The following is a 20,532-nucleotide window of genomic DNA, read 5'->3' as shown; positions in this document are numbered from 1 at the left end:
GGGTTCAGAGCATTGCCACCTGCTCTGATACGGGGTCGTTGCCGGGCTGACGCGGTCGCTGACACCGGCGTCCAGCCCGCGCGTTCCAGTAGAGGAGAGATCAGTGAGACGCGGTCCGGACAACCGTCGGGTCGCCCGCCGGACAGCCGAGGCGGTCGCCGATGACCCGCAGCACCCGCTCCAGCCCGCTCCACAGCCGCGATTCCATGTCGCCGGGCGGGGGATACTGCGCGCTGTGCACCCGGTGGGAGATCAGGCAGGTGCCGTCGTCGGCCGAGGCCACCGAGTGCACGCCGCCGTACCAGCTCTGAACGGCCAGAGCTCGAAGTCCGGGATCGACGGTGACGTCGATCTGGGCGTCCGTCCCGGCGACCACGGCTCGGTAGGAGCCCGCGAGGTCGCCGGCGAGCACGGTCATCGCTCCGCGTCGCGCGGCGGACATACCGGCCAGGACGAGCAGGTTGTCATCGCCCACCCGGCCGGGCTTGACGGCCAGCAGCAGGTCGGCGACCGCGTCGGCAGAGGCGTCGACCGTTCCGGCCACCTCCCATCGGACGGGGAGCGCGGAGAGCAGGGAGTTCATGGGTGTCGCCTTCCGGAGGGGGTGTGGGTACCGGTCACGTCGCCGAACACTGGCACCCACACCGTCGCCCCAGGGCGGGCGGCGACGTCCCCATGGGACAGAAGCCCCGCACGCAGCTCGCTGACCTGCGGCTATGCGACGGCTTTCCGCTGTCCCAGATGCGTCCCACCCGGGACGCCACCCCTCACCCGTCGAGACCCATGGCATTGAGCACGCGGCGAGCCCGGGCCTGCAGATGCCCGAGCCCGAGAGCCGCGGTCAGGTCGAAGGCCTGGCGCAGATGACGCGCGGCCTCACCGCGATCCCCGGCCGCCAGGCAGGTCTCGCCGTACGGGATGAGGATCGGGGCGGCGCGCAGCCGTTCACCTGTCTCGTCGATGATCCGCAAGGCCTGCGCGTGATGATCCAGCGCCTCCACGATCCGGCCCTGAGCGCGGGCGGCCTCCGCGACGTCGGTCAGGCTCAGAGCCTCCGCGATCCGGTGGCCCGTCGCCCTGGTGGAGGCAAGGGCCGTATGGAAGAGCTCCATGGCGCCCGCGGCGTCACCCTCGCCGAGCGCCGCCGCGCCGAGCACGCGCAGCCCCATCGTCTCCAGATGCAGGTCGCCGACGTCTCGGGCGATCCTGACCGCCTCGGTGGCTGCCTCGCGCGCTGCGGCGAACCGGCCGAGTTCCGCCAGCGCGTGACCGATCCGCGCGTGCGTCACCACGTGGCTTTGCGTGAAGGTTCCCGCAGGTAGAAGCTCGGCGGCCTGCCGTAGAAGGTCGATGGCATCCGCGAAGGATCCGTCGTCCATCTGCCGTTCGGCGAGCCGCTGGAGCGCCATCACCTCCCCGACGTCGTCTCCGGCCTCCGCCATGAGCCGCCGAGCCGCCCGGTAGTCGGCGCTAGCCTCGACGGCGCGGCCCGAGAACTGCCGGGCGATGCCGCGCCGGTAGGTCAGCCAGGCCGTGGCCCGCCGGTCGCCCAGGCGTTGGGCGGCGGAGATCGCGGCGTCCAGCACGTGGCCCCATCGCTCCATGCCGCCGCGTCTGCTGAAGTAGACGCCCATGACCTGGGCGAGTCCGGCCGTCGCCGTGTCGAGGCCGAGCTCCACCGCCAGGTCGAACGCCATGGCGATGTCGGGCACCTCCGCATCCAGCCAGGCCAGCGCCCCGTCGTGGCCGCCGAAGGCCGGAAGAGCCGCAGGCGGATGCGCCACGGTGATCGGCGCCCCGGCCGCCTCGTGGGACATCGTGGCGTCCGCGGCGAGCAGGCCGCTCAGGTAGTAGTCGAGCAGCCGGGCGATCGCCGGGGTCCGGTCCGGCGATGCCTCGGCCACGGCGACCTGCCGCAGCAGGTCGTGCATCCGGTAGCGGCCCGCCGCTGACTCCTGGAGCAGGTGCGCGTCCACCAGATCTTCCAGCAGGGACCGGGCGTTGCCCAGCGGGATGTCGGCCAGTGCCGCCGCGGCGAGGGCGTCGACGCCCTCGCCCGGCACCAGCCCCAGCAGCCTGAACATGCGCCGCTGCGCGGCGTCGAGCTGTCTGAGGGACATCGCGAGCACGTTGGAGACGTCCAGGTCGCCGCTGCGCAGGCGCTCGGCGAGAGCAGCGACCGTCCAGGCGGGCCGGTGCCGCAGCCGGGCCGCCGCGACCTGGATGGCCAGCGGCAGGTAGCCGCACAACCGGAGCACCTCAGCGGCCGCCTCGGAGTCGCCCGGCGACCGCGCACCGCCCGAGGCGGTCACGAACAGCTCGGCCGCCTCCGCCGCGGGGAGAACGTCGAGGGTGATCGGACGTACGGTGTCCAATTCCACCATCCGCCGGCGGCTCGTGACCACGGCGATGCTCGTCCCCGCGCCGGGAAGCAGCGGCCGGACCTGGTCCGCGTCCACGGCGTTGTCGAGAACGATCACGGCCCGGCGCCGCGCCAGCTCGGCTCTCCACAGCGCTGCCCGCTCCGGCATGGTCTCGGGGATGCGCGCCGGAGCCACGCCGAGCGCCGACAGCAGCACCCGCAGCGCCTCGGTGGGCTCGACCGGCTCCCGGCCTGGGGTGAAGCCGTGCAGGTCGACGTAATGCTGCCCGTCGGGATAGTCGGCGGCCAGCCGGTGCGCGGCACGCACCGCCAGCGCGGTCTTGCCCACGCCCGCCATACCGTCGATCGCCACCATCCGATGCGTCCGCGCGGCTTCCAGCAGCGCCGCGAGCTCGTCCGCCCGGCCGGTGAAATCACTGACGTCGTACGGCAGGTCGTTGCGCCCCGCCGGAACCGCCGGAACCGCCGGGGGCGGGGCAGGCTCCCGGGGCTTCGCGGGTGCGCGTTTGGCACGTTCCCACAGCGGGCGCAGTGGCCGGGGATCAAGCCCCGCCACCTGGCACAGCCCGACCACCACTGGCCACGGAGGCACCGACTTTCCCGACAGGTACCGGGACAGCGAGGAACTGCTCACATGGATGGCACGTTCGAGCTCGCGCAGACTACGCCCGGACGCCTCCCGCACCTGCCGCAGACGCTCCGCCAGCTCGTCGCTCACCAGTTCCGACTCTCTTCAGAAGTGCACTTCAAACGACAAACGCTACACAAAGCGAACTATCGACCCCAATTCGGTCCGGAAGGATGGTCGAGGAAGATGTCGGATCGGGGCGGTGACGTTCGTAGCAGGAGTGAGGACCCAACGACCTTCGACAGGAGAGGATGTCCAGATGCAATACCTGGTCTCAGTGATCGATGACAAGAGCGATCCCGGCAGCACGGACCGCCGGCCCGCCATCAGCGCGTTCAACGACCGGCTGATCGCCGAGGGCTACTGGGTCTTCGCCGGCGGGCTCGCCGACACCGACGCGGCCACCGTCGTCGACAACCGGGGCGAGCAGGTGGTGTTCAGCGACGGCCCCTTCGTGGAGACGAAGGAATACCTCGCAGGCGTCTGGGTGTGGGAGGCCCCCGACCTGGACGTCGCGCTCAGGCTCGCCGCCGAGGCGTCCAAGGTCTGCGATCGCAAGATCGAGGTGCGACCCTTCCAGTGAGCGACGTCGAAGAGGCGATCACCCGCGCCCACCACGACGAATGGGCGCGGGTGGTAGCCGCCCTGACCAGGCGGTTCGGCGATCTCGACATCGCCGAGGAGGCGACGGCCGAGGCGTTCACGACCGCCGTGGAGCGGTGGCGGGCCGACGGCGTGCCGCCCAACCCGGGAGCGTGGCTGACCACCACAGCCAACCGCAAGGCCATCGACCGGCTCCGGCGCGAGAACAAGCGCGACGACAAGCACAAGGAGGCTCTGATGCTGCACGACACCACCCCGCCCGAGCCGCTTGGCGCCGTGGACGACGACCGGCTCCGGCTGATCTTCACCTGCTGTCACCCGGCGCTGGCGATGGAGGCCCGCGTGGCGTTGACGCTGCGCATGGTCGGCGGGCTGACCGTGCCCGAGATCGCCCGCGCCTTCCTGGTGCAGGCCACCACGATGGAGCAGCGCATCACCCGCGCGAAGGCCAAGATCAAGGCGGCGCGCATCCCCTACCGCATGCCGTCCGCCGAGGATCTCCCCGCCCGGGTCTCCGGTGTGCTCACCGTCCTGTACCTCGTCTTCAACGAGGGTTACCTGGCCACCGGTCCTTCCGTCGATCCGGTACGGCACGACCTGACGTCGGAGGCGATCCGCCTGACCCGCCTCATCCGCGCGCTCATGCCGCAGGACGGCGAGGTGGCCGGGCTGCTGGCGCTGATGCTCATGACCGAGGCTCGCCGTACGGCACGCGTTTCCGGCAGCGGCGAGCTGGTCGCCCTCGACGAGCAGGACCGCGGCGCCTGGGATCTCGCGCTGATCGCCGAGGGCCATGGGCTGGTGCGCGAACGGCTGGCCGCCGCCGCCGGCGGGGTGGCTCCTGGGCGCTACCAGATCCTGGCCGCGATCAACGCGGTGCACACCTCGGCCCGCGACATCCGCGACACCGACTGGTCGCAGGTCCTGGCCCTGTACGACCAGCTCGTCCGCCTGGACCGCTCGCCGATCATCGCCCTCAACCGGGCGATCGCGGTGGCGGAGCTCGACGGGCCGGAGGTGGCGCTGGCCATCGTGGACCGGCTCGCCGAGGCGTTGGACGGCTATCACGCCTTCCACGTCACCCGCGCGGACCTGCTGCGGCGGCTGGGGCGCAGCCAGCAGGCGCGGGCGGCTTACGACCGGGCCATCGAGCTGGCGGGCAACACCGGCGAGACCGCCTACCTCACCCGCCGCCGCGACCAGCTGACCGGTCCGGGCTGATCTGGCCGGTGGTCCAGACCTTGAACCCCTCGGCGTTGTCGCGGCCACAGGGGGGCGACGGATGTTCGGGCGTGAGCGTCAGGCTCGACGTCCTAGGCGATACGTATCGCGACGCCGAGCACCCGTTCTGCTGGGACGGACCCGAAGTGCTTGGAGTCGTAGCTGCGCTTCCCCGCGTCACCGAGGACGACGACCTCGCCGGCGGGCACGGTCGTCTCCCCGCCCAGTCGCGAGCGCAACGCCGTCGGGACGGCGTCGCCCGGCAGCGCCGCCACGCGCTTGATCAGCCAGGTCCCCCGCCGGCTGTCGGGGTGGCGCAGGACGACGATGTCGCCGACACGCAGGTCGGGCAGGTGCGCACGCCGTACCAGCACACGATCGCCGGGCTGGTAGGTGGGCGCCATCGACGTGCCGTCGACGGTCACCTCGACGTACCTTCGCCGAAGGCGCACGACGAGGACCACCACTCCCGCTGCGGCCAGCGCGCTCCACGCGAGCAGCCTCATGGTCGCGGCTCATCGTGGTAGCCGCTGGCCTGCAGGGTGAAGAGCCGGGCGTACCCGCCCTGCTCGACCATGAGCTCGCCGTGCGCCCCGCACTCGGCGATGACCCCGTCCGAGAGAACCACGATGGAGTCCGCGTCGCGCACGGTGCTCAACCGGTGGGAGATGAGGATGCTCGTGCGCCCCCGCCGCAGGGTTCGCAGCCTGGCGTGGATCTCGTGCTCGGCCTCCGCGTCCAGGCCGGAGCTCGGCTCGTCCAGGATGAGCAGGGCACGGTCGCGCCGCATGAGCCCGCGCGCGACGGCGACGCGTTGCCACTGACCGCCTGACAGGAGCACTCCGGTCCCGGGGTCGTCGCGGTCGCTGTTGCTGGAGAACATCCGGGTGAGCATGGTGTCGTAGGAGTCCGGCAGGGCCCGGATCATCGGGTCGATTCCGGCGTACGCGGAGGCGGCCTCGATCCGGCTCCGGTCGTCCAGGATGGCAGCGTCGCCCACGGCGATGTTCTCCGCCGCGCTGAGCTCGTACTGCATGAAGTCCTGGAACACGGTACCGATCCGGCCGCGTAGCTCGTCGACGTCGAATTCTCGGAGGTCGACCCCGTCCCACAGGATCGCGCCGCGGGTGGGGTCGTACAGCCGGCACAGGAGCTTCACGATCGTGCTCTTTCCGGCTCCGTTGAGCCCGACGAGGGCGGTGGAGGCGCCCGCCGTGATGGTGAAGCTCACCCCGCGCAGCACCCAGGGATGGTCGTCGCCGTATCGGAACCACACATCGCGCAGCTCGATGCCTTCGCGCAGGTCGGGCACGGGCCGGCCGGGCACGGCGATCGCCAGGTCGGGCTCCGCGTCGACGACCGCACAGTAGTGGTCGAGGATCAGCAGTTCCTGATGCATCTGGCCAAGGTTCTGGATCACAGCGCGAAGGCCTCCCTGGACCCCTGCCATCGCGGCGACGAGCACGGACACGTCACCCACGGTGAGCCGTCCGGAGTGCGCGGCCAGTACGGCCCAGCCCAGGCCCGCCCCCGCGACGACCGCGCCGACGACCATCAGGGCGCTCTGGACGCGCAGCTCGCGACCGTCCAGGGCCCGCTCCTGGCGGTTGATCGCCCGTATCTCGTCGGCCATGCGCCGACCGAAGAGTTCCCCGAGATCGAACAGGCGGATCTCCTTGGCCGCGGTGGGGTTGGTCAGGAGGTCGGCGTAGAACACCTCACGACGGACAGTGGGGCTCAGATCCCACATCACCTGGGCGCGCCTGCGGCCCATCACCAGCTCGGCCCGCACCACGGGAGCGGCCGCCAGCAGGACGACCGCCGTCATCACGGGGTTGAGCACGGTGAGCGTGCCGACGAACCCAGCCACGATGATCAGCCCCTGTGAGAGGCCCATCACCTGCGATACCACCTGACCGAGACCACCCTGCCCGGCCATCTGAAGCCGGTCGTGGAAGCGCGGATCCTCCACTCTGCCCAGGCCCTTCAACCGCCCCAGGGCCGAGAAGAGCCGCACGCGCAGGAAGAGGTTCGTCGCGCGGGAGGACTCGGCCTCGACATACCGCTGGACCTGCGGCAGCAGCGCGCCCATCACACCGCAGGTGGCCAGGAGCGCCACCGGTGCCAGGAGCTGGCCGGCCGGGCCGGGTGACGGCGCCGACAGCCGGTCGAGGACGATCTTGGTCGACCAGGCGGCGGCCACCGGCAGGACGGCCAGCGCGGCCGTGAGCACGGCGCGCAGGATCACTCCGTACGGCGCCGCCTGCCACGCCAGCGCCAGAGCACCACGGATGCCTCGCATGGTCATCCGGCTACCGGGACCGACAAGCTTTCCACGTCGAGCCCGCTGGCCAGCACCACACCGGACTCGTCGATCAGGCAGAACGCGGGGAAGCCCGACACGCCGAAGGACTCCACCATGGTGTCGACGTGCTTGTCGTCCACCAGCCGGGCGACCTCGGCCAGTTCTGCGCGCATCGTGGCCGTGCTCGCCTCATCTCCCATGACGACCGCCAGCACCTGGTCGCGATGCCAGGAGTGCGATCCGGCCAGGGCCACGAAGGACGGCAGCCGCTCGGTGCAGGCGCCGCAGCCCGGGGAGAAGAAGCCCACCAGGGTGGGTCCGTTCAACGACTCGCGTGAGATGGACCCGCTGTCGTCGACACCGGCCTCGAATGCGGCGACCCGCTCCTGCGGGAGCAACATCACGGCAGGCTGGCTGCTCGCCTGCTTGGAGAGGATCTTGGTGTGCTCGCGCAGGCGGCGGACCACGCCGAAGGTCAGCAGGAGATCGACCAGGCAGATCAGGGCAACACAAATGAGACCGGCGGTCAGATACATCATCGCGGAGTGTCCTCTCAGAGGGGGGTGGAGGAAGAGCGGAAGAGGTCGACGATGTCGTCGAAACGGCTGATCAGCAGGGCACCGGCGATGCCGGCCGTACAGGCGACGGCGAGCTCGGCCGGCGCGGGGGCGGGCCGCGGCACGAGCGAGCCGATCAGGCCGGTCACCGACGCGGCCAGCAGGAGCGCGTTGCGGATGACCTGGGGCCAGCCGGCACGGTGCTCACTGGCACCGAAGCACCTGCAGAACACGCGCCGGCCGCGCAGGATCGTCGCGACGATCGCCCCGGAGAAGAGCGCGAGCAACGCGGCCGCGAGCGAGAACCCGACGGCGGCGGTCGACGGGACGACGACCGCTGCGCCCGCTGCGAGCTCGGCGGCGACGAAGGTGACGGCCGCCGGATTCTCCAGCCGCCTGGGGAGGAGGCGAAAGGCGCGCACGGACCCGGCGAATTCCCTATATGCGGTACGGCTGCGCAGCTTCGTCCAGGTGGCGTAGGCGAAGGTCGCCCCGACCAATACCTGACATATCAGCATCTGACCCCTCCCGGGTGTGCGCCCCGAGGTTGGCGGGGCGCACACCGAATGCGTTGGGCTAGATGAAGCATCGGCCGTAGTAGGCGCAGTACGAGGCGCCATAGTGGCAGCCGTCGCATACCTGCTTGCGGCGACTCTCGTTCATCCCGACGCAGTTACAGAAGGCGCCCCAGACCACCTGGCCTACGGTGCTGCATGAGCAGAGGTCGGCCTTCGCGGTCAGTTTGGGCACCATGAGGCCCAGGAGCCGATCGCCGGCTCGTTCGATGAGGTGAATCATCTGCACTCCTTTTGTTGTGTGGGTTATCGGCTGGACCAGTCCGGGAAAACGATCTTGTAGCGGCCCTGGGGGCAGTAGGAACACCCGCTCCAGGTGTCGGCCCACTCGAGAAGGGCGTAGTCGAAGCCACCGCTCAGCTGGCTGGCGCTGTAGGTGTACCAATCGCTGGTGCCGCTGGGGCAGCTGGTGTTCCCCTTGTCCTTGTACGGGCCCTTGATGTCGTAGTTGGTGCTGTTGAGAGACGTCGGCATGCCGTACCGGTGGAAGGCCAGCTTCACCTTGACCCCCCGACCGTTGCCCCAGGTGTCGGCGACGCAGAGGTGACCGTCGATGACGTCGCCCCCCAGGGGCCAGTTGAGCCACACCTTCGTGATGCCGGTGGTGCCGGTGGCGCCAGTCCCGGAGCCTCCGGTGGTGTTGATCTGGCAGTACTGGCTGTAAGAACCGTCGTCGGCGGGCGCGCAGTAGGAGTCGGCCGCACTCGCGGATGAGGGGCTGGCCGCGGTCCCGACGAGCACGATCGGAACCATTGCCGCGATGGGGGCCAGGCGGCGGAGCCGTACCCGCCACGACGATTGTCTGTTCCTCAAGACGTTCCGCCCTTTCGCTCGGGTGATGCTGCGATGAGGGGAAGCCTCCTGGACGCTCCTATACGCGCCCTATATCGGGCCATATGGAAGAAAGCTATTTGGGCGGTGTCGGATCGGGTCCGGGGCGTTCGTAGGGGTGGTGAGAGGCCGCCCAAAAGGGGGTGGCCCGGGTAAGTGAAGGACGTTCCTCATGACCACCCTGACGGAGCCGGCCACCCCACCCCGTTCCAGCCGCCTCATGTGGGCCATCCTCGGGCTGGTGCTGCTCGCCGACGCGCTCGACGTCATCGACGCCACCGTTACCAACATCGCCGCCCCCACCATCGCCCGCGAGCTCCACGGCGGTGAAGGCCTGATCAAGTGGCTGGGAACGGCCTACATGCTCGCCATGGGCGTCCTGCTCGTGGCGGGCGGACGGCTGGGCGACAAGTTCGGCCAGCGCCGCCTGTTCCTGATCGGCATGAGCGGGTTCACCCTGGCCTCGGCGGTCGCCGGGTTCGCGCCCAGCCCGGCGCTGCTCATCGCCGCCCGCGTCGCCCAAGGCGCGTTCGGGGCGCTGCTCATCCCGCAGGGCATGGCGATCATGATGAAGGCGTTCAGCCGCGACATGCTGGCCAAGGCGTTCGGGCTGTTCGGGCCGGTCCTCGGACTGTCCAGTGTCGGCGGTCCGGTCCTGGCGGGGTTCATCATCAGTGCCGACCTGTTCGGGCTGTCCTGGCGGCCGATCTTTCTCGCGAACGTCATTCTGGGCGGGGTCGGGCTGGTCGTCGCCGCCAGGATCCTGCCGCGTGACGACGACAGGGACCGCTCAGCCGTCGTCGACGGCTGGGGCTCCGGGCTGCTCGCCGCGACCATGATGGGGCTGCTGTACGGGTTGATCGAGGGGTCGACCAGCGGCTGGAGCGCCGTGCCCGTCGCCTCGATCGCCGCCGGCGTCCTGTTCTTCGCCGCCTTCGCCTACCGCCAGCGCACCGCGGCCCACCCCCTCATCACGCCCTCCCTCCTGCGGAACCGGGGCTTCACCTCCGGGATGCTCGTGGGCCTGTCGGTCTTCGCCGCCGGGACCGGCCTGATCTTCGTGCTGTCGCTGTTCCTGCAGGAGGGGCTGCACGCCAGCGCGCGCGACACCTCGCTCGGCCTGGTGCCGCTCACGCTGGGGCTCATCGTCGCCGGTTTCGCCGCCATGGGCGGGCTGGTCGCCAAGTACGGCCGCACCCTGGTCTTCGTCGGCCTGGCCGTACTCCTGGCCGGTTGCGGTTGGGTCCTGGCCCTCGTCGAGCACTCCGGGACCGACCTCGGCCTGTGGGCGCTGGCCCCGGCGCTGTTCGCCACCGGGGTCGGCGTCGGCCTGTGCTTCGCCACGATCCCCACGGTCGCTCTCGGCGACGCCAGCCCGGAGGAAGCGGGCAGCGCCAGCGGCTCGCTGAGCTCGATCCAGCAGCTGTCCTCGGCGATCGGCTCGGCGGCGGTCACCTCGATCTTCTTCCAGGCCGCCGCCTCCGGGCTGGACCACGCGATGAAGGTCAGCCTCATCGTCGTGCTGGCCGTCACCGCCCTCAGCTTCCCGGTCGTCGCCCTGATGCCGAGAAAGGCGCCGCAGGAGTGAGGTCAGGCGGCGAGTACGGCGGGCTTGAGGGTCTGGGCGCACCACTGCGCGAATCCGGTCGCCGAGCCCGCCCGCGCCTCCCGGTCGACGCCCGCGTCCAGGCCCTCGTCCTTGGCGCGCTTCATCTCGACCATGCCCTCGACGAACGCCTCGTTGAGCCCGTAGCCGAGCATGGCGGAGCGCATGTCCTCCAGCGACTGGCGCTCGTAGCGGACCGTACGGCCCAGCTCCCGGCTCATGATGCGGGCCAGGTCGTCGGGCGACAGGTCCTGCGGGCCGAGCACCGGGACGCTGCCGGCCCCGCTCCAGGAGCGGTCCAGCAGCAGCCCGGCCGCCGCCGCCGCGATGTCGGCCACGGCCACCATCGGGGCCGGGCGGTCCGCCGCGGCGGTGTCGGTGAAGACGCCGTTCTCACGGATCGATTCGGCCTCCTCCAGCAGGTTCTCGAAGAACGACGGGTTGGCCAGGGCGCGGTAGGCGACGCCGGAGCCGGCGATCAGGTCGTCCATCGCCAGCGAGGCGGTGACCAGCCCGGCCCGCCCGGCCAGCGGGGTGCCGCGGCCGAGCGCCGAGACGCCGACGACGTGGCCGACGCCGTGTTCCGCGAACGCCCGCGCGGCCGGGCGGGTGAAACCGCTGTAGGCCTCGAAGGGGGTGAGGGAGGCGTCCGGCGGCACCAGCCAGAAGACGGCGTCGGCCCCGGCGAAGGCGCGCTCGACGGTCGCGGCGTCGCCGTGCGAGCCGGTGACCACCTCGACCCGCCCGCGCACCTCGCCGGGGAGCCGGGCGGGATCGCGGGCCACGACGCGCACCTCCTCCCCGCCTGCGAGCAGCAGCGGCAGCAGCCGGCGGCCGATGTTCCCGGTGGGAGCGGTCATGACAATCATGAAAACCTCGCGGTGTATGTCGGTTTTGTGGAGCCCCTCCATCGTGAAGACCGCCACCGCATTGCCACAATGGGAACTTCAGCATCCCATCATTGCCTGAACTGGAATAATGCCGGTGAGCAGCGCTTTCCCGAACCTCGACGCCAACCTCGCGGTCGCCCTCGACGCCCTGCTGACCGAGCAGAGCGTCACCCGCGCCGCCGAGCGGCTCCGCACCTCCCCTGCGGCGATGAGCCGTACCCTGGCCAGGCTGCGCCGGGTGCTCCAGGACCCGCTCCTGGTCCGGGCGGGTCAGAGAATGGTCCCCACGCCGCGCGCCGAGGCGCTGCGCGACGAGGCAGCCGCGGTGGTCCGCCGGTTGGAGGCGTTGCTGACCCCGAGCGGCGGGGTCGATCCGGCCGCGCTGCGGCGCACCTTCACCGTGCAGGCGGCCGACCTGGTCGGCGCTGCGCTGGCGCCGGGGTTGCTCGACCTGGCCCGTCGCGAGGCGCCGGGCGTGTCGCTGCGGGTGCTGGCCGAGGAGTGGGAGGCGGGTCCCGCGCTGCGCGAGGGGCGGGTCGATCTGGAGATCGGCTCCATCGACCACGTTGACCCGGAGACCCGGGTCGAGGAGCTGGTCACGCTGCGGATGGCGGCCGGGGTGCGGGCCGGGCACCCGCTGACCGAGGGGACGCTGACGCCCGCCAGGCTGGCCGCTGCCGAGCACGTGACGGTCAGCCGCCGAGGGCGTTTCACCGGGCCGCTGGACGCGGCGCTGGCCGAGCAGGGGCTGAGCCGCCGGGTCATCGCGGTGCTACCCGGTCACCTGGCGGCGATGGCGCTTGCCGCGGCCGGTGACGTGGTCTGCCTGGTGCCGACCGGCGCTCTCGGCGACGCCGCGCACACGTTGGGGCTGCGGTTGCTGGAGATCCCGCTGCCGCTGCCGCCGTTGACGATCGGGATGGCGTGGCACCCGCGCCACACCGCCGACGGCGCCCACCAGTGGCTACGCGGCGCCGTACGCCGGGTGCTCCGACCGGAGTAGCTCGATGAGCGCGACCGGGGGTCCTTCGCCGAAGTCGTGGTCGTGCCGCCTGCCGGTCTCGCCGAAACCGTGCTTGGCGTAGAAGCGGCGCGCCTGGGGGGAATCCCGAAGTGTCCACAGATGCACGCCGTTCCGCGCGCCGTCCACGATGGCCGCCAGCAGCGCCGCCGACAGACCACTCCCCCAGACGTCCGGGTGGGCGAAGAAAGTATGAATCTCCGTTAGGCCGGGCCGCGAGGAGGCGCCGAAACGGGCGAAGGCCCCTGGCCTGTCGTCCAGAAATGCGATCAGTACGGTGTCCTGACCCTCCTCGGCCAGAATGGCGCCCCACTTGGTGCGCCGCTCCTCGATACCGGCGGCAGCGACCTTCGGCGTGCACAAGGGCCCGCGCGAGACGCCCCAGGAGACGGCGTGGATCTCCCCGACGACGTCCCCGTCCCCTGGCTGCGCCTTGCGAATCGTGATCATGCCCTGCGACTCTAGCCGCTGTGGAGATCGACGCGATTTTAGGTCAGGCCCGGCGATGGCCGCAGGGCGACATCCGACGGTGGGAGGCTCTCGGGCAGCTCGCCGACCTCGACGACGACGAGCGGATCCGGTGCGCGGAGGAGCTGTTCGCGACCGGAGACCCTGCCGAGATGGTGCTGGCCGGTGAGGTTCTCGATGGCAGGATGGGCTTGGAGCCGATAGCCGTGCTCCTTGAGCAGGTCTGCCATCCGGACCAGGACCCGGGGGTGCTGACGGCGACGCTGGGGTCCTGGTCCGCCGTCGGCGCACCGCCCGAGGCGTTCGTGGCCTTCGCGCGGCACGCCGACGCCGGGGTCCGGAAGACGGCCGCGCAGATGCTCGGCGGGGTGGACGACTATGACGACGGGGTGGCCGTGCTTCGCGACCTCCTCGCCACCGACCCCGAGCCGGAGGTGCGGCTGGAAGCCGCCGAATGGCTCGCCTCGCAGGGACGCCTCGATGCCGACAAGCACCTCCAGGACGAGGTCCCCGGCATCCGGGCCGTCGCCCTGAAGCTGGCGGCCGACCCGTTTCCCCAGCTGATCGCCGAGCTCGCGGCCCGAGACCCGAGCTGGCGCTTCGTTCGGCTCTGCACGTGGCTCAAGATCCCCAAGCACGCACGTGCGGACCTGCACGACAACCTCGCCCAGCTGCAGGAAGACTTCTGGACCGACCGCGCGGGCCCGGGCGAGTGGCCCACCGTCGAGGAGCGCGCACGTCTGCTGAACGACGCCCTCTACGCCACCAGAAAGCGGTTCCTCCGGTGATCGTCAGGACCTGTCGGCGGCGTTGAGAAACCGCGTCCCCCAATCCCTCAGGTGGTCGACGAACTCCGGCGGCCCGAGCACCTCGAACTCCGCGCCGACGTTGCCCAGCGCCTGCGTGGGCCAGTCCAGGCTGGTGGAGATCATCGTGAGCTTGCACCGATGCTCGTCGACCGGTTCGATCTCACCCCACTGGCCGACCATCCGCCGCACACGTTCCGCGGGTGCGTGAACCAGCGCGACGACGGTGTGCGCGGTGGGAACCTGGGCGGCGGTCCGGACGAACGCGGCAGCGTCCCCGCCGGGCAGCGCCCGCGGCAGGAAAGCGGCGCCGGTGTTGCGCGGCTGCGTCAGCCGGTCCAGGCGGAAGCTGCGCCAGTCGTGCCTGGTCAGGTCGTAGGCCACCAGGTACCAGCGGCCCCCGAGCGCGACGAGCCGATGCGGTTCCACCTCGCGTTCCGTCTGCGCCCCGCCGCGCGTGGTGTAGCCGAAGCGCAGCCGTTCCCTGTCCCGGCACGTCTGGGCGATCGTCGTCAGCACCTCGGCCGGGATGACCGGCCCGCTGGACGCCGCGGAAACGGTCATCGCGCGCAACGCGTTCACCCTGGCCCGCAGGCGGGGCGGCAGGACCTGCACCACCTTGGTCAGCGCGCGCACCGCCGCCTCGTCCAGCCCCGCGATGCCGCTCTGCGCCGCGTCTCCCATGCCGACCGCGAGCGCGACCCCCTCCTCGTCGTCGAGCAGCAACGGCGGCAGCACCGCTCCGGGCTCCAGCTGGTAGCCGCCGTCGGTGCCCCGGGTGGCGTGCACCGGATACCCCAGCTCCCGCAGGCGATCGACATCCCGGCGCAGCGTGCGTTCCGACACGCCGAGACGGTCGGCCAGATCCGCGCCCGGCCAGTGCCGGTGCGTCTGCAGCAACGACAGCAGGGTGAGCGTGCGGGAACTGGTGTTGGCCATATCGCCATTATCGGGGGCTTCCGGTCAGAAACTGGCCGGAAGCCCCCGTAGCGTGGTCAGCATGATGACTCGCGAGATCCAGTTGACCGCCCAGATCACCGCCGTCCCCGGCCCCGAGCACTTCACCGTCGCGCAGGCGGAGGCTGAGGGCGAGGTTGTGGTCCGTACCGACTATCTGGGGTTGGCCGCCACCTACCTCGAACTCATGCGTGCCGACTGCCACCTGCCGGTCCCGGCTTGGCAGCCGGGCCAGCGGGTGGGTGTGATGGCGATCGGGACCGTGCTGAGCTCGGCAAGCCCTGACCTGGAGGAGGGGGACCTGGTGCAGTCGATGAGCGGGTGGAGCACGCACTCGGCCGGTCCGGCGGCCTCCTATGTGAAGCTGGAGCGGGACGCCTATCCCGACCCGAGCTACTACCTGGGGCAGGGGCCGACCGCCTATTACGGCATGGCGGAGGTGGCCAAGGTCGGCGAGGGGGACGTCGTGTTCGTTTCCGGCGCGGCCGGTGGGGTCGGCTCGCTGGCCGGTCAGATCGCCCGCAACCTCGGCGCCACCAAGGTGATCGGGAGCGCGGGCAGCCGGGCCAAGGCCGACTACCTGATGGACGAGCTCGGTTTCGACGCCGCCTTCGACTACCACCACGACCCGGTCGCGGCGCTGAAGGAGCTGGCCCCCGGCGGCATCACCGTGTTCTTCGACACCGTGGGCGGTGCGCTGTACGACGCGGCGCTGCAGGTCGCCGCCCCGGGCGCCCGGTTCGCGCTGTGCGGGTCGCTGTCCACCCAGCTGGGCGCCGCCGCCGACCGCTTCCCCGAGCCCGACCGCGACGCCGCGCTGGCCAGGGGCGTCGAGCTGCTGCCGTTCTCCTGCTACCACACCCCCGACCAGATCGCCGCCTGGCACCACCACTTCCGCACCGCGCTCGACCAGGGGCGTTTCGTCTACCCGAGGACCGTGGTCGAGACGGGCATCGAGGGCGTGCCCGGCGCGTTCCTGGGCATGCTGCGCGGCGAGTTCCGCGGCAACGTCTCGGTACGGCTGGCATGACCGTCGTGTTGTCGCGCCGCGCGCTCAACCGGGCCCTGCTGCAGCGGCAGTTCCTGCTGGAGCGGACCGGCCTGGGCGCGCTGGAGGTGATCGGCCGCCTGGTCGCCATGCAGGCCCAAGAGCCGAACTGGCCCTACGTCGGCCTGTGGACCCGGATCCGCGCCTTCACCCACGCCGACCTCACCACCCTGCTCACCCACGGGCGGGTGGTGCGGTCCGGTTTCCTGCGCAGCACGATGCACCTCACCGCGGCCGACGACTTCCGCCGTCTGCGGCCGGTGCTGCAACCCGTGCTGAACCGCACCGCGGACTCGGCCCACTTCCGCCGCAACAACACCGGACTCGCCACGGAAGCACTGCTCGCCGAGGGGCACGCCGTGCTGCGGAACGGCCCACTGCCCAGAAAGGACCTCGCCAGGCACCTCGCGACCCTCCACCCGGACCGCGACAGCCGCATCCTGGCCGGTGAGATCGAGCTGCGCACCCCGCTCATCCACGACCCGGTCACCGCGTCCTGGGGCGGCTGGGGCACCCGCTCCTCGGTCACCGTCACCACAACCCCGACCGACCCTGCTGACGCCGACGCCCTCCCCGACCTGGTACGCCGTTACCTGACGGCCTTCGGCCCGGCCACGGTGGCCGACATCCAGGCGTGGTGCGGCCTGACCCGGCTGGACCAGATCATCCCGGCCGGCCTGCGCCACTACACCGGCCCCGACGGCCAGCACCTGCTCGACCTACCCGACGCCCCGCTCCCCGACCCCGACACCCCCGCCCCGGTGCGACTACTGCCCGCCTACGACAACGCACTGCTGGGCCACGCCGACCGCACCCGCATCATCGCCGCCGCCGACCGCGAACACGTCACCCCCGGCCAGGCCAGGGTCCTGCCCACCGTGCTCATCGACGGATATGTCCGCGGCACCTGGTCCTACACCGCAGGCGAGGTACGGCTGACGCCGTTCCGACCTCTTTCCGCAGCCGAACGGCAAGCGGTCGACGATGAGATCACCCGGCTACTGCCGTTCCTGTCACACCGCTGAGTCGCGGTCCATCGCAACCCAGGCGAAATTCGGCGCGAAGAAGTGCAGGCGTTGCCTTCGCACACACCTGTCACCAGCACCGTTGCGGCAAAACTCCCAGGCGCGAGTCGGTCCCCATCCTGGGCTGTCGGGCCAGGGGGTGGCCGGTTGCAGCTCGTTGCCGGTCGCGTAGTGATGGGCGAGGCGAGGTAGTCGGCGCTCGAACTCAGCCCCATCGCCGAAGTCCCACTCCTCGCCCTCGGGCTGCGCTCGATTGCTCAGAAAGGGGAAGACACGGGTGATCCCCCGCGCCTGGACGGCGTCGTAGGGGTGAGCATCCTCCACCCCGGTAATCCGCTGATAGGCCTCGCAGGCCACGTAGGCGAACGACTCGAATTCCGGCCAATCCTCATTCGGCCAGTACTGAAGCCGGACCCGCGTGAGCCGTAGAAGCCGGAACGCGCCGTCCTCGGACACCGAGGTCCGCTCGTGGCAGTAGGTCCGCGACAGCTCGAAGAGCCGCTGGACTTCGGGAAGCTCGAGGATCCGGTCGGGACACCCGGTGATCTTTTCGAAGGTCTCGCGGCCCAGGCTGATCAGCCAGTCCACGAAGTACTCGAAGCCGTCGGAGGACCCGGAACCGGCGACGGTCCAGCAGACCGCGTACATGTCCCAGGTGCAGGCCCTGTTGGCGCAGAGCGTGAACCACGCCTGGTAGTCCACGACCTCCTTGACCGGCAGGCGGGAAAGACGCTCTTCCAGCCATCCCACCCGCTCCTTCCGGCTCGTGGTCTCTCGAGCGGAGGATTCCACCAGTTCCCAGAAACCTTCGACGTCCATGGGCCTTGATCATGGCACTGTCAGCGGAGGTCGCGGATGAGGTTGTTGATGACGGTTTGGACCGCGTCCGAGTCGAAGGTGTCCGTCCCGATCAGCAGCGTCACGGCCCGCTGCCCGTCGTCGGTGACGGCGTTCCTGAAGGTGTGGCCGCTCGCCATCCCCCCGCTGTGCCCCCATGCGAGGAGGTCCGGGGCGATCCGGTAGCCCTCGATGCCCAGGCCGTAGTCCTGCCCGTAGTCATCCACAATGGTCTGCTTCATCTCGGCGAGCTGCGCCGGGGCCAGCAGCTTCCCGGTCATCAGCACGGTCCAGAAGGCGGTCGCGTCCGCCCCGGTGGAGATCAGCTCGCCCGACGCGTCGGCCTCGGAGGTGTTCCATTCCGTCCGGTCCACCAAAGCGCCGTCCCGCTTCACGTAGCTGCGCAGGTCCGGTTTGGGGATCGTGGTCCGGTCGCCGGGCCAGGAGGTCTCACGAAGGCCGAGGCGTTTGATGATCCGCTGGTCGATCTCGGCGCCGATGCCGCGACCGGTGACCTTGGCGACGATGAGCCCGGCCAGGTTGTAGTTGGTGTTGGCGTAGGCGAAGCCCGACGGGGCCCGCTCGGGCGCGGGCAGGGCCAGCGCCTGCCGTACGGTCTGCAGGGGCTCGATGTGATCCCAGCGGTGCGCCTCCTCGTCCGCCCAGAACGGCGCGTCCAGGTAGTCGGGCAGGCCACTGGTGTGCTGCAGCAACTGCCGGATCGTGATCTTGCGGCCGTCGTAGCGCTTGGTCCGGATGAGCCCCGGCAGGTAGCGCTCGACGGTGTCGTCGAGGTTGATCCTGCCCTCGCCGGCGAGCTGGAGCACGACCGTGGCCGTCCAGGTTTTGGTGTCGCTGCCGATGCGGCTGTGCTCGTCGCCGGTGACCTTGCGTCCCGTCCTGCGGTCGGCCAGGCCGACGCCGCCCTTCCAGACGCCGCACAGCGGACTCCGCACCGTCACAGCGACCCCCGTGCCGACACTGGCCAGCGCCTTCAGCGCCGTCTGGATGGGCCTGGCGTCGCACGCCGGGCTCGCGGCCCGCGCGGCAGGCGCCACCGCCAGGGAGGCGGTGATCGCCAAGGCCGCCACCGCACTCGCCGTACCTCGCATGATGTCTCCTTCGACGATGCTTGCGCGTACGGCAAGGCCGGATTCACCTGCGGCACGCATGCGTGAACGCTCACAGCGTCACGCCCGCGATGCCGCGCGTGTTCGGCGCCTCGTCCACAGATTCCGCGGGTGTTTCGTCCAACCCGACAGAGGAGAGCGCGGCGAGCCAGGTCGCGAAGTCCATCAGCCCCGGATGCAGCCTGCGCAGCATGGGAAGGTCGGCCTGCCAGCCGCGGTCGTTGCCGAAGTCATACCCGGCGACCCCGTCGCCGGTGAGTGCTTGGCGGGGGATCGGCCGGTAGGTGATGGTGCGGCCGGTCGCCCGGCTGATGGCGGCGGCGATCTGGGGCATCGTCAGCTCGTCCCCGGCCAGCTCGATGGCCCGCCCCACGTAATGGTCGGGGTCGGCGAACGCGAGGGCGGCGAAGGCGCCGATGTCGTCGGCGGCGATGAGCTGCACCGGCGTGTCCGCGTGGAACACGTCGCTCAGCACGTCGAGGTGCGGGCCGGAGTGGTTCTCCATGAACCGGACCGGACGCAGGATCGTGGCGGGCAGGGCGAGGGCGCCGATGTGGCGCTCGATCCGCCACTTGCTCTCCCAGCGGCGGATGCCCGGGGAACGCTCGGCGCCGCCGACGGAGCTGTAGACGACATGGCCCACGCCCGCTTCCTTGGCGGCTTCGGCGACGTTCAGCCCGAGGCGTACCTCGTCGTCGGTGGTGAAGCCGGCGGGCGCGCCGGGGTAGCTCTCGGTGGGCTGGACGCTGAAGACGCCCTGCGCTCCTCGCATCGCCCGGACCAGCGAGGCGCGGTCGTCCATGTCGCCGAGCACCGGTTCCGCCCCGGCCTGGGCGAGCGCGGCTGAGGGTTTGCGGACGAGTGCGCGAACGTGGTGCCCGGCGGCGAGCAGGTGCCGGGCTACGGCACCGCCCTGCAGCCCGGTCGCTCCGGTTACCAGCACGATCATGTCTCCACTCTCCTTAACTGGGGAATTGTCCCCGTTTAGCTTCTGGTAATATATGGGGAAGATTCCCCAGTTTGCAAGCAGGTGGTCATGACAGAACGCCCGCTGCGGGCCGACGCCCGCCGCAACGCCGAGCGGCTGGTCCTCGCCGCCCGCGAGGTCTTCGCCGAACGCGGGGTGGACGTGCCGCTCGACGACATCGCGCGCCACGCTGGCGTCGGGAACGCGACCCTCTACCGCCGCTTCCCCACCCGCGAAGCGCTCCTCGAGGCCGTCTACCGCGACCGGGTCGAGCAGCTGCACGCCCACGCGCTCGACCAACCGGGCGAGCCGGGCGAAGCGCTCACGGCATGGCTCCTGGAGATCGTCCGGGACGGCAGCAGCTCCCGCGGCCTCACCGCCACCCTGAAGGCGGCCCTCCAGCGGGAAGGCGCCGACGTGGCGTGGTGCAGGCACCTGATCCTGGACGCCGCGGAGCAGCTCCTGGCCCGCGCCCAGGACGCCGGCGCCATCCGCCCGGACGTGACCGCGATCCAGCTGCTCAAGCTGGCCAACGGCATAGCCTTCAGCACCGAGCACGACCCCGACGCCGACCACCAGGCAGAGCACCTACTCACCCTGACCCTGACCGGCCTGAACCCCCGATGCTGACCGCCCAGATGGTGGAGGGCCACACCATCGATCTGCTCCGCCGT

22 protein-coding genes are annotated in these 20,532 nt (G+C 70.9%); 8 read left to right on the top strand and 14 right to left on the bottom strand.

Annotation, left to right across the window (positions count from 1 at the left end):
* Positions 1-100 precede the first annotated feature (100 nt).
* Together ACIBG8_RS05280 and ACIBG8_RS05275 are read right to left on the bottom strand one after the other, a co-directional pair.
* The gene (locus tag ACIBG8_RS05280) at positions 101-583 is read right to left on the bottom strand and encodes a hypothetical protein (RefSeq protein WP_397341264.1); all 483 of its coding nucleotides are present in this window, start codon (positions 581-583) and stop codon (positions 101-103) included.
* A gap of 184 nt (positions 584-767) precedes the next feature.
* Entirely contained in the window at positions 768-3,101 is a 2,334-nt protein-coding gene (locus tag ACIBG8_RS05275; protein WP_397341263.1) for an ATP-binding protein, read from the bottom strand.
* 169 nt (positions 3,102-3,270) lie between these two features.
* On the opposite strand from ACIBG8_RS05275, the gene ACIBG8_RS05270 reads away from it, so the two are divergent.
* Both ACIBG8_RS05270 and ACIBG8_RS05265 read left to right on the top strand, forming a co-directional pair.
* Positions 3,271-3,594, top strand: a complete 324-nt coding sequence (locus ACIBG8_RS05270) for a YciI family protein (protein ID WP_397341262.1) — start codon at positions 3,271-3,273, stop codon at positions 3,592-3,594.
* A complete protein-coding gene (locus tag ACIBG8_RS05265; protein ID WP_397341261.1) occupies positions 3,591-4,835 on the top strand; it encodes an RNA polymerase sigma factor in 1,245 nt (414 codons plus the stop codon). Before ACIBG8_RS05270 ends, ACIBG8_RS05265 begins: the two co-directional genes overlap by 4 nt.
* 92 nt (positions 4,836-4,927) lie before the next feature.
* On the opposite strand, the gene lepB is transcribed toward ACIBG8_RS05265, so the two are convergent.
* From lepB to ACIBG8_RS05235, 6 genes are read right to left on the bottom strand one after another with little or no spacing between them, the layout of a single operon-like run.
* Complete coding sequence (gene lepB / locus ACIBG8_RS05260; RefSeq protein ID WP_397341260.1) at positions 4,928-5,341, bottom strand: signal peptidase I; 414 nt, start codon at positions 5,339-5,341, stop codon at positions 4,928-4,930.
* Positions 5,338-7,137 (bottom strand): ABC transporter ATP-binding protein, encoded by a 1,800-nt coding sequence (locus tag ACIBG8_RS05255; protein ID WP_397341259.1) that lies wholly within the window; start codon positions 7,135-7,137, stop codon positions 5,338-5,340. The genes lepB and ACIBG8_RS05255 overlap by 4 nt, the downstream gene beginning before the upstream one ends.
* Before the next feature lie 2 nt (positions 7,138-7,139).
* On the bottom strand, positions 7,140-7,679 hold the full coding sequence (locus tag ACIBG8_RS05250; RefSeq protein WP_397341258.1) for a hypothetical protein: 540 nt from the start codon (positions 7,677-7,679) through the stop codon (positions 7,140-7,142).
* A gap of 14 nt (positions 7,680-7,693) precedes the next feature.
* Positions 7,694-8,215 carry a MauE/DoxX family redox-associated membrane protein gene (locus ACIBG8_RS05245; RefSeq protein WP_397341257.1) on the bottom strand — a complete coding sequence of 174 codons (522 nt, stop codon included), beginning with the start codon at positions 8,213-8,215 and terminating at the stop codon, positions 7,694-7,696.
* A gap of 58 nt (positions 8,216-8,273) precedes the next feature.
* Positions 8,274-8,495, bottom strand: a complete 222-nt coding sequence (locus ACIBG8_RS05240) for a hypothetical protein (RefSeq protein WP_397341256.1) — start codon at positions 8,493-8,495, stop codon at positions 8,274-8,276.
* Positions 8,496-8,518: 23 nt separating this feature from the next.
* Positions 8,519-9,085 (bottom strand): hypothetical protein, encoded by a 567-nt coding sequence (locus ACIBG8_RS05235; RefSeq protein WP_397341255.1) that lies wholly within the window; start codon positions 9,083-9,085, stop codon positions 8,519-8,521.
* 190 nt (positions 9,086-9,275) lie between these two features.
* Here ACIBG8_RS05235 and ACIBG8_RS05230 point away from each other — a divergent pair, with 190 nt between their 5' ends.
* A complete protein-coding gene (locus ACIBG8_RS05230; protein ID WP_397341254.1) occupies positions 9,276-10,691 on the top strand; it encodes an MFS transporter in 1,416 nt (471 codons plus the stop codon).
* 2 nt (positions 10,692-10,693) lie between these two features.
* On the opposite strand, the gene ACIBG8_RS05225 is transcribed toward ACIBG8_RS05230, so the two are convergent.
* Complete coding sequence (locus tag ACIBG8_RS05225; protein ID WP_397341253.1) at positions 10,694-11,569, bottom strand: NAD(P)H-binding protein; 876 nt, start codon at positions 11,567-11,569, stop codon at positions 10,694-10,696.
* Positions 11,570-11,693: 124 nt separating this feature from the next.
* Between ACIBG8_RS05225 and ACIBG8_RS05220 the strand changes: the two genes are divergently transcribed.
* Complete coding sequence (locus ACIBG8_RS05220) at positions 11,694-12,602, top strand: LysR family transcriptional regulator (RefSeq protein ID WP_397341252.1); 909 nt, start codon at positions 11,694-11,696, stop codon at positions 12,600-12,602.
* Here the strand turns inward: ACIBG8_RS05220 and ACIBG8_RS05215 are convergent.
* Positions 12,564-13,070 (bottom strand): GNAT family N-acetyltransferase, encoded by a 507-nt coding sequence (locus ACIBG8_RS05215; protein ID WP_397341251.1) that lies wholly within the window; start codon positions 13,068-13,070, stop codon positions 12,564-12,566. The two genes, ACIBG8_RS05220 and ACIBG8_RS05215, sit on opposite strands and share 39 nt — an antisense overlap.
* Positions 13,071-13,090: 20 nt before the next feature.
* On the opposite strand from ACIBG8_RS05215, the gene ACIBG8_RS05210 reads away from it, so the two are divergent.
* Complete coding sequence (locus ACIBG8_RS05210; protein ID WP_397341250.1) at positions 13,091-13,876, top strand: HEAT repeat domain-containing protein; 786 nt, start codon at positions 13,091-13,093, stop codon at positions 13,874-13,876.
* Positions 13,877-13,879: 3 nt separating this feature from the next.
* Here the strand turns inward: ACIBG8_RS05210 and ACIBG8_RS05205 are convergent, their stop codons facing one another.
* A complete protein-coding gene (locus ACIBG8_RS05205; RefSeq protein ID WP_397341249.1) occupies positions 13,880-14,833 on the bottom strand; it encodes a helix-turn-helix transcriptional regulator in 954 nt (317 codons plus the stop codon).
* A 61-nt stretch (positions 14,834-14,894) separates the two neighbouring features.
* On the opposite strand from ACIBG8_RS05205, the gene ACIBG8_RS05200 reads away from it, so the two are divergent.
* Positions 14,895-15,881, top strand: a complete 987-nt coding sequence (locus tag ACIBG8_RS05200) for a zinc-binding dehydrogenase (RefSeq protein WP_397341248.1) — start codon at positions 14,895-14,897, stop codon at positions 15,879-15,881.
* Positions 15,878-16,924 (top strand): winged helix DNA-binding domain-containing protein, encoded by a 1,047-nt coding sequence (locus ACIBG8_RS05195; protein WP_397341247.1) that lies wholly within the window; start codon positions 15,878-15,880, stop codon positions 16,922-16,924. The genes ACIBG8_RS05200 and ACIBG8_RS05195 overlap by 4 nt, the downstream gene beginning before the upstream one ends.
* Here ACIBG8_RS05195 and ACIBG8_RS05190 read toward each other — a convergent pair.
* From ACIBG8_RS05190 to ACIBG8_RS05180, 3 genes are all read right to left on the bottom strand, one after another.
* The gene (locus ACIBG8_RS05190; protein WP_397341246.1) at positions 16,913-17,743 is read right to left on the bottom strand and encodes a DUF4240 domain-containing protein; all 831 of its coding nucleotides are present in this window, start codon (positions 17,741-17,743) and stop codon (positions 16,913-16,915) included. The two genes, ACIBG8_RS05195 and ACIBG8_RS05190, sit on opposite strands and share 12 nt — an antisense overlap.
* A 20-nt stretch (positions 17,744-17,763) precedes the next feature.
* Positions 17,764-18,873: a serine hydrolase domain-containing protein gene (locus ACIBG8_RS05185; RefSeq protein ID WP_397341244.1), complete on the bottom strand. Its 1,110-nt coding sequence runs from the start codon at positions 18,871-18,873 to the stop codon at positions 17,764-17,766.
* Positions 18,874-18,943: 70 nt separating this feature from the next.
* A complete protein-coding gene (locus ACIBG8_RS05180) occupies positions 18,944-19,840 on the bottom strand; it encodes an NmrA/HSCARG family protein (RefSeq protein ID WP_397341243.1) in 897 nt (298 codons plus the stop codon).
* A gap of 87 nt (positions 19,841-19,927) precedes the next feature.
* Between ACIBG8_RS05180 and ACIBG8_RS05175 the strand changes: the two genes are divergently transcribed.
* The gene (locus ACIBG8_RS05175; RefSeq protein ID WP_397341241.1) at positions 19,928-20,488 is read left to right on the top strand and encodes a TetR/AcrR family transcriptional regulator; all 561 of its coding nucleotides are present in this window, start codon (positions 19,928-19,930) and stop codon (positions 20,486-20,488) included.
* Positions 20,489-20,532 lie beyond the last annotated feature (44 nt).

The organism is Nonomuraea sp. NPDC050556 (assembly GCF_044457355.1).
In the GTDB taxonomy this organism is placed as follows: Bacteria; Actinomycetota; Actinomycetes; order Streptosporangiales; family Streptosporangiaceae; genus Nonomuraea.
This window is presented reverse-complemented; position numbering and strand designations above follow the sequence as displayed.